18 protein-coding genes are annotated in these 15,109 nt (G+C 43.0%); 8 read left to right on the top strand and 10 right to left on the bottom strand.

From position 1 onward, the window contains the following. Positions 1-6: 6 nt before the first annotated feature. The 7 genes from F0249_RS15620 to F0249_RS15590 all read right to left on the bottom strand — a co-directional run bounded on the left by F0249_RS15620 (position 7) and on the right by F0249_RS15590 (position 5,872). Complete coding sequence (locus tag F0249_RS15620; RefSeq protein WP_113795512.1) at positions 7-1,497, bottom strand: RNA polymerase factor sigma-54; 1,491 nt, start codon at positions 1,495-1,497, stop codon at positions 7-9. Between the two features lie 48 nt (positions 1,498-1,545). Further along, positions 1,546-2,271, bottom strand: a complete 726-nt coding sequence (gene lptB / locus F0249_RS15615; RefSeq protein ID WP_017051732.1) for an LPS export ABC transporter ATP-binding protein — start codon at positions 2,269-2,271, stop codon at positions 1,546-1,548. Positions 2,272-2,273: 2 nt separating this feature from the next. Then, positions 2,274-2,774 (bottom strand): lipopolysaccharide transport periplasmic protein LptA, encoded by a 501-nt coding sequence (gene lptA / locus F0249_RS15610; protein WP_017051731.1) that lies wholly within the window; start codon positions 2,772-2,774, stop codon positions 2,274-2,276. Further along, positions 2,755-3,318, bottom strand: coding sequence for an LPS export ABC transporter periplasmic protein LptC (gene lptC / locus F0249_RS15605; RefSeq protein WP_017051730.1), 564 nt, complete (start codon positions 3,316-3,318; stop codon positions 2,755-2,757). The genes lptA and lptC overlap by 20 nt, the downstream gene beginning before the upstream one ends. Beyond that, entirely contained in the window at positions 3,315-3,872 is a 558-nt protein-coding gene (gene kdsC / locus F0249_RS15600) for a 3-deoxy-manno-octulosonate-8-phosphatase KdsC (RefSeq protein WP_017051729.1), read from the bottom strand. The genes lptC and kdsC overlap by 4 nt, the downstream gene beginning before the upstream one ends. Beyond that, entirely contained in the window at positions 3,872-4,843 is a 972-nt protein-coding gene (gene kdsD / locus F0249_RS15595; protein ID WP_017051728.1) for an arabinose-5-phosphate isomerase KdsD, read from the bottom strand. The genes kdsC and kdsD overlap by 1 nt, the downstream gene beginning before the upstream one ends. 63 nt (positions 4,844-4,906) lie before the next feature. After that, positions 4,907-5,872 (bottom strand): calcium/sodium antiporter, encoded by a 966-nt coding sequence (locus F0249_RS15590; protein WP_113795514.1) that lies wholly within the window; start codon positions 5,870-5,872, stop codon positions 4,907-4,909. A gap of 276 nt (positions 5,873-6,148) precedes the next feature. Between F0249_RS15590 and mlaF the strand changes: the two genes are divergently transcribed. From mlaF to F0249_RS15550, 8 genes are all read left to right on the top strand, one after another. Further along, complete coding sequence (gene mlaF, locus F0249_RS15585; protein WP_017052141.1) at positions 6,149-6,943, top strand: phospholipid ABC transporter ATP-binding protein MlaF; 795 nt, start codon at positions 6,149-6,151, stop codon at positions 6,941-6,943. Then, entirely contained in the window at positions 6,944-7,726 is a 783-nt protein-coding gene (gene mlaE / locus F0249_RS15580) for a lipid asymmetry maintenance ABC transporter permease subunit MlaE (RefSeq protein ID WP_017052142.1), read from the top strand. A gap of 2 nt (positions 7,727-7,728) precedes the next feature. Beyond that, positions 7,729-8,226, top strand: a complete 498-nt coding sequence (mlaD, locus tag F0249_RS15575) for an outer membrane lipid asymmetry maintenance protein MlaD (RefSeq protein ID WP_113795518.1) — start codon at positions 7,729-7,731, stop codon at positions 8,224-8,226. Positions 8,227-8,235: 9 nt separating this feature from the next. Then, positions 8,236-8,895 (top strand): phospholipid-binding protein MlaC, encoded by a 660-nt coding sequence (locus tag F0249_RS15570; protein WP_017052144.1) that lies wholly within the window; start codon positions 8,236-8,238, stop codon positions 8,893-8,895. Further along, positions 8,895-9,203, top strand: coding sequence for a lipid asymmetry maintenance protein MlaB (locus F0249_RS15565; RefSeq protein WP_171757146.1), 309 nt, complete (start codon positions 8,895-8,897; stop codon positions 9,201-9,203). Before F0249_RS15570 ends, F0249_RS15565 begins: the two co-directional genes overlap by 1 nt. A 13-nt stretch (positions 9,204-9,216) precedes the next feature. Next, positions 9,217-9,471 (top strand): BolA family iron metabolism protein IbaG, encoded by a 255-nt coding sequence (gene ibaG, locus F0249_RS15560; protein ID WP_017052146.1) that lies wholly within the window; start codon positions 9,217-9,219, stop codon positions 9,469-9,471. 9 nt (positions 9,472-9,480) lie between these two features. Continuing rightward, positions 9,481-10,746, top strand: coding sequence for a UDP-N-acetylglucosamine 1-carboxyvinyltransferase (gene murA / locus F0249_RS15555; protein ID WP_017052147.1), 1,266 nt, complete (start codon positions 9,481-9,483; stop codon positions 10,744-10,746). Between the two features lie 113 nt (positions 10,747-10,859). After that, positions 10,860-11,600, top strand: coding sequence for a 1-acylglycerol-3-phosphate O-acyltransferase (locus tag F0249_RS15550; protein WP_113795522.1), 741 nt, complete (start codon positions 10,860-10,862; stop codon positions 11,598-11,600). Between the two features lie 247 nt (positions 11,601-11,847). Here F0249_RS15550 and F0249_RS15545 read toward each other — a convergent pair whose 3' ends face one another. The 3 genes from F0249_RS15545 to arcA form a co-directional block, all read right to left on the bottom strand. Next, complete coding sequence (locus tag F0249_RS15545) at positions 11,848-12,237, bottom strand: RidA family protein (RefSeq protein WP_113795524.1); 390 nt, start codon at positions 12,235-12,237, stop codon at positions 11,848-11,850. 170 nt (positions 12,238-12,407) lie between these two features. Next, a complete protein-coding gene (locus F0249_RS15540; RefSeq protein WP_171757145.1) occupies positions 12,408-13,412 on the bottom strand; it encodes an ornithine carbamoyltransferase in 1,005 nt (334 codons plus the stop codon). A gap of 175 nt (positions 13,413-13,587) precedes the next feature. After that, a complete protein-coding gene (gene arcA / locus F0249_RS15535) occupies positions 13,588-14,808 on the bottom strand; it encodes an arginine deiminase (RefSeq protein ID WP_171757144.1) in 1,221 nt (406 codons plus the stop codon). Positions 14,809-15,109 lie beyond the last annotated feature (301 nt).

Here is a 15,109-nt window from a genome sequence, read left to right as displayed (position 1 = left end):
TTGGCCTTAAAGCAGGCGTTTACGCTGACTTGAAGGGGCAATGCCTAATGATTCTCGGTACTTCGCTATCGTCCTTCTAGCAACCTGAATCCCTTGGTCAGCCAGTAGAGCCGCAATTTTGCTGTCGCTCAGAGGTTTTGCTGTGTTTTCTGCGGCAACTAATTTTTTAATTAGTGCACGTATTGCTGTTGATGAACATTCTCCACCATTGTCGGTACTCACATGGCTAGAGAAGAAATATTTCAGCTCAAAAATTCCTTTGGGTGTATGCATGAATTTTTGTGTGGTGACACGAGATATGGTGGATTCATGCATCTCTACTGATAGTGCTACATCATTGAGCACCATAGGTTTCATCGCTTCTTCACCATATTCAAAGAAATCGTGTTGATGTTCAACTATGCACCTTGCAACTTTGAGCAGCGTCTCGTTTCTGCTTTCTAGGCTTTTAATTAACCATTTCGCTTCTTGTAAGTTGCTTCGGATGTATTGGCTATCAGGGCTATTACCTTTGCCTAATTGCGCATACTGTTGATTAACTTTTAGCTTAGGAACGCTATCTGGGTTAATGGTTACCACCCATTTACCGTGATCTTTAAAGACAGAGACATCAGGCACGACATATTCGGTTTCGTCGGGGGTGATTTTACTTCCCGGCCTTGGGTCTAACTGCTGGATAAGGTGCAGAACTTCACGTAGTTCCGCCTCTTTTAACTTGGTCTCTTTGATCACCAACTTATAGTCACGATTACCGAGTTGATCAATATGATTGGCCAATACGAGTTTGGCTTCATTGAGCCAAGGGGTATCTTCAGGGTAGGTGGCAAGTTGTAACAGTAAACAGTCTTGAAGGTTAAGTGAGCCAACGCCTAGTGGGTCAAACTGCTGAACTCTTTTCCTTACCGCTTCAATTTCGTCGAGTTCTATCTCTTCATTATCAAAGCTCTCTAAAATATCTTCACTAGAGGTGGTGAGGTAGCCATAATCATCAATCGCATCAATAATCGCGAGGGCAATGGTTCTATCTGTGTCACTAAATGGGGTTAAGTCGAGTTGCCACAGTAAGTAATCTTGTAGGCTTTGGGTGGTTTCACCTTGATATACGGGCATGTCATCATCAAAAGCGATGCCTGTGCTGCCCGTATTCGCGCTGTAAACATCTTCCCAAGTGGTGTCTATTTCGAGTTCATTGCTGATTTCTGACTTCTCTATGAGATCTGAACTGTCAGGTAGTTCAGGTTCGCTGGTAGGCTCAGCACTGTTGGTCTCAGCGTTTAAGGATTCTGAAGCGTTGTTCGCCTCACTACTGCTCTTGTCATCAGTAGCGGCACTCTCATCATTTCCTTCTTCTATGTCGAGAAGTGGATTGGATTCTAGCGCTTCTTGGATCTCTTGTTGTAAATCCAATGTCGACAGTTGCAACAAACGGATCGCTTGTTGTAACTGAGGTGTCATTGCTAACTGTTGACCTAGCTTAAGTTGTAGTGAAGGTTTCATTCAGTATGGTTTACCTTATTATTCTAGTTTTTTCCGTTCTCTATTTAATCATAGACGGAATTGTTCACCGAGATAAACTTGTTTTACTTGCTCATTATTGAGGACGTCTTCAGGAGTGCCTTCCGCAATTAAGTGGCCTTGACTAACGATGTAAGCCTTTTCACAGACATCAAGCGTTTCTCTCACGTTATGATCGGTTATGAGTACGCCTAAGCCACGGTCTCGCAAGTGAACAATGATTTTCTTAATATCAATCACCGAGATGGGATCGACACCTGCAAAGGGTTCATCAAGCAAAATAAACTGTGGGTTAGCGGCAAGGGCGCGTGCGATTTCAACTCGGCGGCGCTCACCACCAGAAAGTGCCATACCGTTACTAAGACGGATATGTTGAATGTGAAACTCTTCTAAAAGATCTTCAAGCTTATCTTGTCGCTCTTCTCTCGTCAGTTCATTACGAGTTTGTAGGACGGCCATAATGTTATCTTCTACAGACAACTTACGGAAAATCGACGCTTCTTGAGGCAAGTAACCAATACCTAAGCGAGATCGACTGTGCATTGGTAGAATACTGATATCTTCACCATCGATACTGATGGTGCCCTCATCACGAGCAACTAAACCTACAATCATATAAAAAGAGGTGGTTTTACCTGCACCATTTGGCCCCAATAAACCAACGATCTGCCCTGAATTGACTTCAAGACTAACATCGGTGACCACTTTTCGTTTCTTATAGCTCTTGGCTAAATTTTCCGCTTTGAGTACAGACATAGTTACTTATTCGGCTGTTGAGTTGAAGGCTGTAATACCGTCGTTACGCGTTCATCTTGGTTACTGTCAGCAACCAGTTTTTGAGACTTAATTTGGTATTGAATGGAAGAGCCTTTGATGACATTCCCATCTTGGGAAAGCGTTGCTTCACCTGTCATCAGAAGTTCATCTGATGATAATTGATAATTAAGTTTCTCTGCTTCACCTGAGAGGGTTTTACCGTCATCGGTTAACTGAGAAAAAGAGGCTGGCGTACCCAATGCTTTGATCTGCTTAATTGAACCATCATCTGGATTTCGAGTGACGGTGATGGTATCGGCATTGATACTGATGCTACCTTGTTTCAATTTCACATCACCAATAAAAGTAACTTGGTTGCTTTTCATATCAAGCTGCTGGCTATCAGAGTCAATGTATACCGGCTGGTCGGTATCTGACGATAGCGCAAGTGCATTTGGTGCCGCGAAAGCAAACGCTAATAAGCTAAGGTGTAAGAGTTTCATATCTACCTTGAACATGGTTAAATAGGGTGGCGTTATTGTGTTCGAAACTGCCTTTCATCGCTTGTCCTTCAGTTTTAAACTGAGGACCAATCAACAAGACACTGTTGTTGGCTTGAAAATTTCGGCTCACGAGTTCAATACGCAATTCATCTGTCGACATGCTTTTAAAGCTGGCGCCAGGCAATAAATTTTCTACAGACACATTATCATAAAGTGTCAGTACTTGCTCTTCATCGAGAACAGCTCGGCGAGCCGTAATTTTCCACTCCACTGTTTTTCCATCTCGGAAAACAGACAGTTTTGGGTTCTCAAAAATAGTCTCACCACTTTTTGCGTAGTGGTCTAAATTTGTCGATGTAATGCTGTGGCTACGAACGCCTTCTGAATTGAAGGATATATTCTCTAAGTTCTTACCGCTGAACATTGGAAGTTCTAAGTTAGGAGCAACTTGAACGGTTGTGCCTTGGCTCTTATCGAAAAGGTAATAAGTAGACCAAGAGGCAATAAATAGCAGTAAGATATAAAGAATACGAGACAAACTCATATACTTAAACCTTTATGGGTATCCAGCTCATCACGTGCGTGCAAAATCAAATCACAGACTTCTCGAACTGCACCACGCCCACCATGAATGGTAGTGACGTAGTTAGCGCGTTGGACAAGAAGAGGGTGACCGTCTGCCACACAAACTTTGAGTGCAACCTGTTCCATTACTGGCCAATCGATAAGATCGTCACCAATATAGCCTGTATGTTCAGGCGCAATGTTTAATTTTTCGCAAATATCACGATACGCTTTTACTTTATCGTCTTGCCCTTGGTAAATCAGCGAGATACCTAACGCTTTCATTCTATTTTCGACAATTTGAGATTGGCGTCCTGTAATGATGGCTATTTCAATGCCAGCATTCATTAATGATTTCACGCCATACCCATCACGAGTATGAAAGGTTTTTAGCTCTTCGCCATTATTCCCCATGTAGACTAAACCATCAGAAAATACGCCATCGACATCACAGATAAGCAGTTTTATCTCTTTTGCAATATTGATGATGTCAGTGGCGACTGGGCCGTATAATGTTTCGGTCATTTGAGTCATTACATCACTCCAGCTTTCAATAGATCATGCATATTTAGTGCACCAACAAGTTTGCCATTGTCGCATAGCATTAAGCCACTAATGCTTTTATCTTGCATTAAGTTCAGGCCTTCAACCGCGAGCATATTGGGTTCTGCAACCGTTGGGTTCTGTGTCATCACTTCGCCAATGGTGGCGCTGTGGATATCAATGCGTTTGTCCAACGTTCGGCGTAAATCACCATCAGTGAACACTCCAACCATTTGGTCGTTATCATCCACAATGGCGGTCATACCTAATCCTTTTTGCGATATTTCAAGTAAGGCATCTCGGATTAACGCGTTAGGTGTTACGACTGGCAGTTCATCACCAGTGTGCATAATGTCTTCTAATTTTAGCAGCAGTTTACGACCTAGAGCACCACCAGGGTGGGAAAGAGCGAAGTCTTCAGCGGTAAATCCTCTTGCTTGAAGCAGGGCGACAGCAAGCGCATCACCCATCACGAGTGTTGCTGTGGTGCTCGTTGTTGGTGCTAATCCTAATGGACATGCTTCTTCCGGCACCGTAATTCGTAAGTGCAGATCCGCCAGTTTCGCCATATTAGATTCGGCTTTGCCTGTCATGCTAATGATGCGAATGTTGAGGCGCTTTAGTACAGGGAAAAGGCTCAGAATTTCAGATGACTCGCCAGAATTTGAGATAGCAATGACGATATCGCCTGGTGATATCATACCTAAATCACCGTGTGCAGCTTCTCCCGGGTGGACGAAGAAAGAGGATGTTCCTGTGCTCGCCAGGGTCGCGGCTATTTTCTTTCCGACATGGCCAGACTTACCCATCCCCATAACCACGACTTTGCCTTGGTTTTGTAAGATCTGCTCACACGCTTGGCAAAATTGGTCATCAAAGTATTGCGATAACTGCTGTAGACCAGCAATTTCCGTTTGTAACACTTGTTCTGCAACACTGCGATAGTCAAATGTAGTAGGCATTAATAACTCCGGAACTTGAGCGAATTAAAAGACTTTATCGTCGTGGAACGATGGCAAACACGGTTAAGCGGCCATGTTCATAAATAAATAACCTTGGTAAGTCAGGAAGCAGACTAGCAGAATGCCACCTTCAATACGGTTAATGCTGCGAGATTTCCCTAACGCCATCACAACAAGAAGAAGTGATAGGCCTAGCATGACCCAAAAATCTCGGCCCATGGCGTACTCGCTGAGGATTGACGGGTTCAACACGCCAGGGATCCCCATCACGGCAAGGATGTTAAATACGTTGGAACCAATAATATTACCGACGGCCATATCATCTTCGCCTTTCATGACACCTGCTAATGATGCAGCAAGTTCTGGAAGGCTTGTTCCAATCGCAATAATGGTGAGGCCGATAACCAAATCACTCATACCGAAAAATTTAGCAATAACGACAGCGTTGTCGACTAAAACATCCGCAGATAATGGGAGAACGATAAGACCAATAACGACCCACATCGCCGCTTTTTTGTTACTGACACCTTCTGGAATTTCTGACTCTTGATCTTCGATGAAGGCGTCGCCATTTTTTTTCTCATTGCGGCTGATCTGTAGCATGGCAATTAAAAATGTCGCGAAAAGAACAAACAGTAAGATGCCTTCGTGAAAACCTAAGTGGCTATCCCATAGAAGAGCACCAGCCAAAAGTGTCACGGCAATCATGAGCGGCAGTTCACGACGAATGACGCCTGAACTGATCGACATGGGTTTTATCAGAGCGGTAATGCCGAGAATTAAGGCAATGTTGGCTATATTAGAACCAAGCACATTACCCACCGCCGTATCGGTTTTTCCATCAAGAGCGGCGGTTGCTGAAACCATCATTTCTGGAGCGGAAGAGCCCATCGCTAGAATTGTCATGCCAATCACTAGTGGTGAGATCCCGACGTTTCTTGCAAGTGCAGCTGCACCAAAGACTAATTTGTCGGCACTCCAAACTAAAAAGATTAGACCTACAATAAGAAACGCAACGGCTTCAAGCATGATGATTCCCAAATATTAAAGTTAGATAACCGCTAATTTTGACCTGTTGGCTGCTAAAAGGGAAGATGAAGATAAGATAAATTGCTATTAATCTGTAAAATAATGAGTTTTATTGTCAGACTTATTATCTTGGCTCTAAATGACGTGAGTTGTCATTATTACGTAATTTAATCGAACAGTGCTTTTAATTCTATTTTTTAATGCTTATGATTACTAATTAATATCGGTGATTTTTGATAGCTACCCACTTTTGATAGCGAACAATATAGAGATACTATGCCTAGTTCCGATCTTGTAACGATTAATAATTTAACTTTTTCTCGTGGAAATCGTCTTATCTTCGATGACATCAGTTTACATGTTCCCGAAGGTAAAATAACGGCGATCATGGGGCCGTCTGGGATCGGAAAAACGACGCTTTTGCGTTTGATCGGCGGACAGTTGTTACCAGAACAAGGTCAAATATTGTTTGATGGTGATGACATTCCTCAGTTAAGCCGTCGAAAACTGTATCAAGCACGAAAAAAAATGAGCATGCTGTTTCAATCTGGAGCGCTGTTCACGGACTTAAATGTGTTTGATAACGTGGCGTTTCCGTTGCGTGAACATACGGAATTAAGTGAAGAGTTACTACGAACCATCGTGTTACTCAAACTTGAAGCGGTTGGCTTACGTGGTGCAGCCGAATTGATGCCAAGCGAGCTCTCGGGGGGGATGGCAAGAAGGGCAGCATTAGCCCGTTCGATTGCATTAGATCCTGATTTAATTATGTATGACGAACCTTTTGTCGGGCAAGACCCGATTACAATGGGTGTTCTCGTCAAATTAATCCGTAACCTAAACGATGCGTTAGGGCTTACCTCTATTGTTGTTTCTCATGATGTTCCAGAAGTCATGAGCATTGCGGATTGGGTTTATCTCTTGGCTGATGGGCGGATTATAGCGTGTGGTTCACCTGAAGAGTTACGCAATAACCCTGATCCTATGGTCCAACAATTTCTCCAAGGTGAAGCCGATGGTCCTGTTCCATTCCGCTTCCCTGCACAAAGTTTAGAAAAGGATCTGTTCTAAATGTTTGCAAATTACATTGCCAAAGTAGGGCGTCGAACCTTAGCGATATGCGAAGCTTGGGGGCGTGCGAGCCTTATGTTATTTGGCGCATTGGTAGGGCGACCTCGACCGATGCAAAATCTCCCTCTATTGATCAAGCAACTTTATCATGTTGGCGTTCAGTCACTCGCGATTATTGTGGTTTCTGGTCTATTTATCGGCATGGTTCTTAGCTTACAAGGCTACGTGATCTTAATTGACTATGGTGCGGAGGGTAGCTTAGGCCAAATGGTGGCTCTCTCTTTGCTACGTGAACTTGGGCCAGTGGTTACTGCTTTACTGTTTGCTGGTCGAGCAGGCTCAGCATTAACTGCGGAGATTGGTCTCATGAAAGCAACAGAACAGCTTTCAAGTTTAGAAATGATGGCTGTGGACCCGCTTAAGCGAGTGATCGCGCCTCGTCTATGGGCAGGGTTAATTTCAATGCCATTATTGGCGATGATTTTTATGGCCGTTGGTATTTGGGGCGGTCAACTTGTTGGTGTTGATTGGAAAGGCATCGATCACGGTAGTTTCTGGTCTGCGATGCAATCTTCAGTGGAGTTAGGACAAGATATCGGCAATAGCATGATTAAGTGTATGGTATTCGCCATTACGGTTACATGGATTGCACTGTTTAATGGCTACGATGCGATTCCGACATCGGAAGGGATCAGCCGAGCGACAACACGCACAGTTGTGCATTCATCTCTAGCAGTATTGGGGCTAGACTTTATACTTACAGCATTGATGTTTGGGAATTAATCATGCAACAAACTCGAAAATTAGAATTATGGGTTGGCAGTTTTGTCATTACAGGAATTTGCGCAATCTTGGTGATGATTTTTCAAGTCGCTGACGTTAAAGGTCTAGGTTCAAGTGATACTTATACCCTTAAAGCGGCATTTGATAACATCGGTAGCTTAAAAGTTCGTTCACCAGTGAAGGTTGGTGGTGTAGTGATTGGGCGCGTGAGTGACATTACTTTAGACACGGAAAGTTACTTACCCGTAGTTTCGTTATCTATTGATAGCCAATACGGCCCGTTTCCTGATACCTCTAGTGCACAAATTTTAACGTCAGGTCTTATTGGTGAGCAGTATATTGGCCTTGTTCCTGGCTTCGTTTTTGACGATGAAGAGATGTTGGTTGAAGGTAACTTTATTGAAGACACTAAATCAGCATTAGTCTTAGAAGATTTAATCGGCCAAGTTTTGTATAGCGTTGGCGGCTCTGATTCTGAAAGTAACTCTGACGATAAATAGTAGGTGCCTATGTTTAAACGAATTTTATTAATTGCCTCCGCATTTTTGTATTCATTACCGCTATTTGCCCAAGAGGTTGATCAAACTCAACCATACGCAATGATGAAGCAGGTAGCTGAGCAAGCATTTTCTCGTTTGAAAGCGGATCAGGCGATCATTCAAAACGACCCAGAACATTTGAAAGTGGTTGTAGAAGAAGAGTTAATGCCGTATGTCAATGAGCAGTATGCTGCTTTGAAACTACTTGGACCTAACTTAAAAGCGGCGAAAAAAGAGAATCCAAAAGGGTACAAGAAAGATGTAAGAGTTTTTATTGATGCGTTTCGTGGTTATTTAGTCGCGTCTTACGCGCAAGTTCTGACTCAATATACGGATCAAGTTATTGAGTTTGCACCCGAATCTAAAATCAAACCGACTCAACGAATTGCAAGCGTAAGAGTTGATATTGTCGATGCTCCTCGACCGAACATCAAACTTGAATTCAAGCTAAGAAAAGATAAGAAAACAGGTGAGTGGAAAGCATTTGATATGATCGCGGAAGGAATTAGCCTGTTATCGAGTAAGCAGTCAGAGTGGAACGGTAAAATTCGTCAAGATGGGATTGTCGCTGTCGCTCAAGAGCTAGAAAGATTAGCGAAACAACCGATTCGTTTTGAGAGTGCCAAATAATGATCCACTCACAATGGCAGCAACTGAGCGACGATAAATTTGCGCTAAGTGGTGACTTAGATAGAGATACAGTCCCCGCGTTATGGGAATATTTACGCGCTTGGAAAATAGCTCAAACTCAAGTAAATGTTGATTTATCGTCAGTTCAGCGTATTGATTCGTCTGGAATGGTGATGTTAATCCACTTAATAGAGCATGCAAAAAAACAAAATTGTCATATAATGCTCGGTTTCGTGCCAGAACAATTACGCACATTGTTCCAATTGAGCAATATACAGCCATTGATGGCTGAACATATCCAAAACTAGGCAGGGGTGATTTGTGGACAGCACAAAAGTACAACAATTATTAGAAGAAGCACTAGGCCTTCAAGAGATCAAAGTGAAAGGCGAAGGCAGTCACTTTGAAGTAATCGCAGTTGATGCTTGTTTCGATGGCATGAGCCGAGTAAAGAAGCAGCAATTAATTTATGGTCCGCTAACGGATTATATTCAACGTAATGACATTCACGCACTTTCAATCAAAGCGTTTACTCCAGAAGAGTGGGATCGCGATAAGAAATTGATGTCGCTGTAAGGTTTATTGATGGAAAAGTTTCGAGTTATTGGGTCTGATTCACCGTTAACAGGTGAAGTGACTATCTCTGGTGCTAAAAACGCAGCACTTCCTATTTTATTTGCATCTATCTTAGCGGAAGAGCCAGTTGAAGTGGCGAACGTGCCGCATCTTCGTGATATCGATACATCGATGGAACTGCTTAAGCGTTTAGGTGCAAAAGTGAGCCGTAATGGCAGCGTGCATGTCGATGGTAGTCAAATCAATGAATATTGTGCGCCATATGATTTAGTGAAAACGATGCGTGCTTCTATTTGGGCTTTAGGTCCTTTGGTCGCTCGTTTTGGTCAAGGTCAGGTTTCATTGCCTGGTGGTTGTGCGATTGGTGCTCGCCCTGTGGATCTCCATATTCATGGTTTAGAGCAATTAGGTGCAACGATTACGCTTGAAGATGGTTACGTTAAAGCTGAAGTTGATGGTCGTTTAAAAGGCGCTCACATTGTCATGGACAAAGTCAGCGTTGGTGCGACGATCACTATTATGTGCGCGGCGACCTTAGCAGAAGGTACGACAATTTTAGACAACGCAGCGCGTGAACCTGAAATTGTAGATACTGCTGACTTCTTAAATGCCATTGGCGCGAAAGTGTCTGGTGCAGGTACTGATACCATTACCATTGAAGGGGTTGAACGCCTTGCTGGTGGTAAGCACTCAGTTGTTGCTGACCGTATTGAAACAGGGACCTTCCTTGTTGCTGCTGCGGTATCTGGTGGCAAGGTAGTATGTAAAAATACCCACCCACATTTACTTGAAGCCGTATTAGCAAAATTAGAAGAAGCGGGAGCTGTCGTTGAATCTGGTGATGACTGGATCAGCCTTGATATGACCGATCGTGAGTTAAAGTCTGTCAAAATTGTTACTGCACCTCACCCTGGTTTCCCTACAGATATGCAAGCTCAATTTACGTTGTTGAATATGATGGCGAAAGGCAATGGCATGATCACGGAAACGATCTTTGAAAATCGCTTCATGCACGTTCCTGAACTGCAACGTATGGGAGCAAAAGCGGAAATCGAAGGTAATACGGTTATTTGTGGTGACACTGAATCGCTCAGTGGCGCTCAAGTAATGGCGACTGATTTACGTGCTTCTGCAAGTTTAGTGATTGCTGGTTGTATCGCCAATGGTGAGACGATTGTTGATCGTATTTATCATATTGATCGTGGATACGATAAGATCGAAGATAAGCTTTCGGCACTTGGTGCCAATATTGAGCGTTTTCGAGAGTCAAGCTAGTCGATAGCTTGCTTAGAAAGCCGGAATCTTAGGGTTTCGGCTTTTTTATTGAATTAATTTCCTCCTGTTCCATTTTATACGAATGGAACATGGGCGTTGTTTGGAGAACTAAAATGATTGCACTTTTACGCCTGCTGGCGGTTGTTGTGTTTGCTATCGTCATGTTTGTGTTTGGTTGTGGTTACTGCTTGTTTAGCCCACGAAATCCAAAGCATGTATTTAGATTTGGCCGTTACTTTGGCTATATGTCTAAAGTGTTTGGTATTAAATTGGAGCTGCGCCTTCCTGATGATGCCTACACTCGTGGCCAGCACGTTTACGTCGCTAACCACCAAAATACGTGGGATCTGTTTACAGTTTCTGCTGCGGTGACACCAAAAGTAGTTACGGTAGGAAAAAAGAGCTTAGTTTGGATGCCGCTATTTGGTCAGCTTTACTGGTTAACAGGTAACATTTTGATTGACCGTGCGAACCGCAGCAAAGCGGTAGGTACGATTGATCAAGTAGTTAACAGCATTAAAAATAGTGACGTTTCTATTTGGATGTTCCCTGAAGGGACTCGCTCACGTGGGCGTGGTTTGTTGCCATTTAAAACTGGGGCATTTCATGCTGCCGTTGGCGCTGAGGTGCCAATCGTACCGATTGTATGCAGCAGCACGGGTGGTGTAAAACTGAACCGTTGGAATAACGGTCACGTTATCGTCGAAATGCTTCCTCCAGTGAGTGTTGAAGGTTATAACAAGAGTAATATTCGAGAGCTTGCGAATACATGCCGTGAGCAAATGAAAGAGAAACTCGAGGCTTTAGATCAAGAAGTTGCTTTGCTTAATAAAAAGCAAACCGTTACAGATTAAGAATAACCTTAAGCAAAAAAAAGGGTTGAACTGGTGAGTTCAACCCTTTCTTGTTTCTATCGTATTGTAATACCAATCGTAGTAAATAACTGGTCATTCTAGCTTGTTAAAATACTCGATAACGGCGTTAAAAATTTTGATTGTAGAATAACTATATATCGAAAATTTCTGCCTTGTTCTCAAGCATTTTTCCTGCGCTATTTATGACTATCTACTTACTGTGATTGGTATAACTCCCGGAAGGGAATTATTTACGAACAGCAATCGCTTCGATTTCGATACCCACATCTTTTGGCAAACGAGCCACTTCAACACAAGAACGTGCTGGGTAGTGTTCTACATTGTGTTCGTCAAAGAACTTACCGTAAACTTCATTTACTGCGCCGAAATCATTTAAGTCTTTTACGAATACCGTCATCTTAACGATGTCTGATACGGCTAAGCCAGACGCTGCCACGACAGCTTTTACATTGTCTAAAGATTGACGAGCTTGAACTGCGATGTCATCAGAAACCTCGCCAGTTGCTGGATCTACAGGGATTTGACCTGAAGTCAGAACCATACTGCCTAGGTCAACACCTTGAATGTATGGACCGATTGCTGCAGGAGCTGATTCTGTATGAAGAACTTTAGTCATTATAATATTCCATCGATTGTTAGGGGAAACTAGGTGGTTAGTTTGCCTTCAAACCCCGAAGAGGTAAAGCGCAAAAGCAGCCACCTATTACGCTCGCGAAATCTTTAAATTCGAGAAAACTGTAAATTCGTGAAAGCTTTAAATTTATGAAAACTATAAATTCGCGAAGCTTAGTCTCCTAAGGTTGCAACCATGACAGCCTTGATGGTGTGCATACGGTTTTCAGCCTGATCAAAAACAATCGAGTAGTCTGATTCAAATACTTCATCAGTCACTTCTAAACCATTCATGGCGTACTTGTCGGAGACTTCTTTACCGACAGTTGTTTCATTATTATGAAATGCAGGTAGACAGTGCATGAATTTCACTTGAGGGTTGCCAGTCGCTTTAATTACATCCATGTTGATTTGATAGGGCGTCATTAATGCAACACGTTCATCCCATGCTTGTTCTGATTCTCCCATTGAGACCCAAACATCGGTATAGAGAAAGTCACAACCTTCCACGCCTTGTTTTACATCTTCTGTCAGAGTAATCATCGCTCCAGTAAGTTCGGCGATTTGCTGACACTCTTTAACTAATGATTCGTCAGGCCAAAATGATCTTGGTGCGATTAAACGGATGTCCATCCCCATTTTTGCAGCGCCAACCAACAGTGAGTTGCCCATGTTATTACGAGCATCGCCAAGGTAGGCAAAAGTGGTTTGATGGAGCAACTTGCCGCGGCCATGTTCAAGCATGGTGAGGAAGTCGGCTAGAATCTGAGTCGGGTGAAACTCATTGGTGAGGCCATTCCAAACTGGAACGCCAGCATACTCACCAAGCTCTTCAACAATATCTTGCCCAAACCCGCGGTACTCAATTCCATCATACATGCGCCCCAATACACGAGCGGTGTCTTTCATTGACTCTTTATGACCGATCTGAGAACCCGATGGACCTAGGTAAGAAACTTGAGCGCCTTGATCAAATGCGGCAACTTCAAAAGCACAGCGAGTTCGTGTGGAAGCTTTCTCAAAAATCAGAGCGATATTTTTACCGCTTAAACGCTTCTGCTCAGTGCCAGCATATTTCGCTTTTTTAAGATCCATCGAGAGATCCAGTAGAAATTGGATCTCCTTAGGAGTGTGATCGAGCAGTTTCAAGAAATTACGGTTGCGCAAATTGAAAGCCATGTCTCATTCCTTAAGATAATGAATAGGGTAGAAAATACTTATACATACAAATGCCATAATTGTGAATAATTATTTATCGCAAAAATAGAAAAGGGCTGAAAAAATCAGCCCTTAGAAGTATCGATAGAGGTTTTAGAGATTAAGGTTTAGAGATTAGTTTTCATAGGTAGATAAACTAAATGCCATCACGCTCAATAGGGCAACTCATACAGCGAGCGCCACCACGACCACGTCCTAATTCATTACCAGGGATGGTAAGCACTTCGATTCCTGCTTTATCATACTTTTCATTGGTATAGACATTACGCTCATAACCGATGACGACCCCTGGTTTCACTGTGAGAACATTATTGGCATCATTCCATTGCTCACGCTCCGCTTCATAACTGTCCCCGCCAGTCGTGATGATCTTAAGTTGATCAATCCCTAAAGCCGACTCAATGGCGCTCATATAGCTATGCGACTCTTCCGCTTTCATTTCTCCATTCTGTTTAGGAGTTAAACGCCACGTATTCAAATCTTTACGAACGATTTCTGGATAAACGGAAAAAGTATCAATATCCATGTGAGTCATTACGGTATCTAAGTGCATGCATGAGCGATGTTTAGGTAAATCAATAGCGATCACTTCACTCGCTTGGCCTGTTTTGAAAAGGTTCTGCGCCATATTTTCAACGCCTTGTGGAGTGGTTCGCTCTGAAATACCAATCAGAACGGCACCATTACCGATCACCAGAACATCACCGCCTTCAATATTGGCATTATCGTAGTTCAAATGTTCATCATCGAAATACTTAATGAAGTCCTGCCCTGCAAATGTGGGGTGCCAGCGATAGATAGCACGCAAGTGATTCGTTTCACGTTGTCTTGCTGCTTTCATCATAGGATTAAGGGAGACGCCACCATATACCCAACAAGATGTATCGCGAGTGAAGAGATGGTTAGGCAAAGGTTCAATCACAAAGTCGAGTGGGCGATGCATTTTAGGCAGCATTGAAGAGGATTGAATCGGCAACTCAGAGTAGGCTAGACCACCAAGAAGTATCGTCGCTAAGTGTTCATTGTCCATACTTGCGAGGTAGATACGCAGCTCACGAGCAAACGTTGGCCCATAACGGAAATTAGAGATTTGGGTCTCCAGAAGCCACTCTCTTGCTTCAGTTACATCGAGAGTTTCGACTAAAAGATCATGCAACAGGAGAACGTCGACTCCTTGATTTCGAAGTGTATTGGCGAAAACATCATGCTCTTTCCCGGCAGCTTCAACTGCTAATACGTCATCGAAAAGAAGTTCATGACAGTTGGATGGGGTTAAGTGGGTGAGGGCGCGTTCCGGGCGATTTAGTAATACTCGTCTTAACTGACCGACTTCAGAGCCAACGTACAACTTACTCATTTTGTATCCTTACTATTAGTCCAGTATGTAGTTATGACAAGGTTATCGGCAATATGCAAATTGAACATAAGTGAAACATTCTGATGAAGTGGGCTTATTGTAATGCTTAGCTCTGATATATAGGGGGTTGGTGAATTTTGATACTGAAAGCTAACATTCGATCTTAACAATATGTTGTGAGTGAATATGCAATGAGAGATATAGAAAAGTGGCGGTCTCAGTAGCTTGATTGTGAATTTATATTCATTACGGATGCCATTTTTATCATTGTATTACGTTATTATGCACTCTTCTGGTTTTG

The organism is Vibrio sp. 03-59-1 (genome assembly GCF_013114135.1).
Taxonomy (GTDB): domain Bacteria; phylum Pseudomonadota; class Gammaproteobacteria; order Enterobacterales; family Vibrionaceae; genus Vibrio; species Vibrio cortegadensis.
Note: the sequence above shows the minus strand (reverse complement) of the source record. Positions and strands in the feature narration are given on the sequence as shown.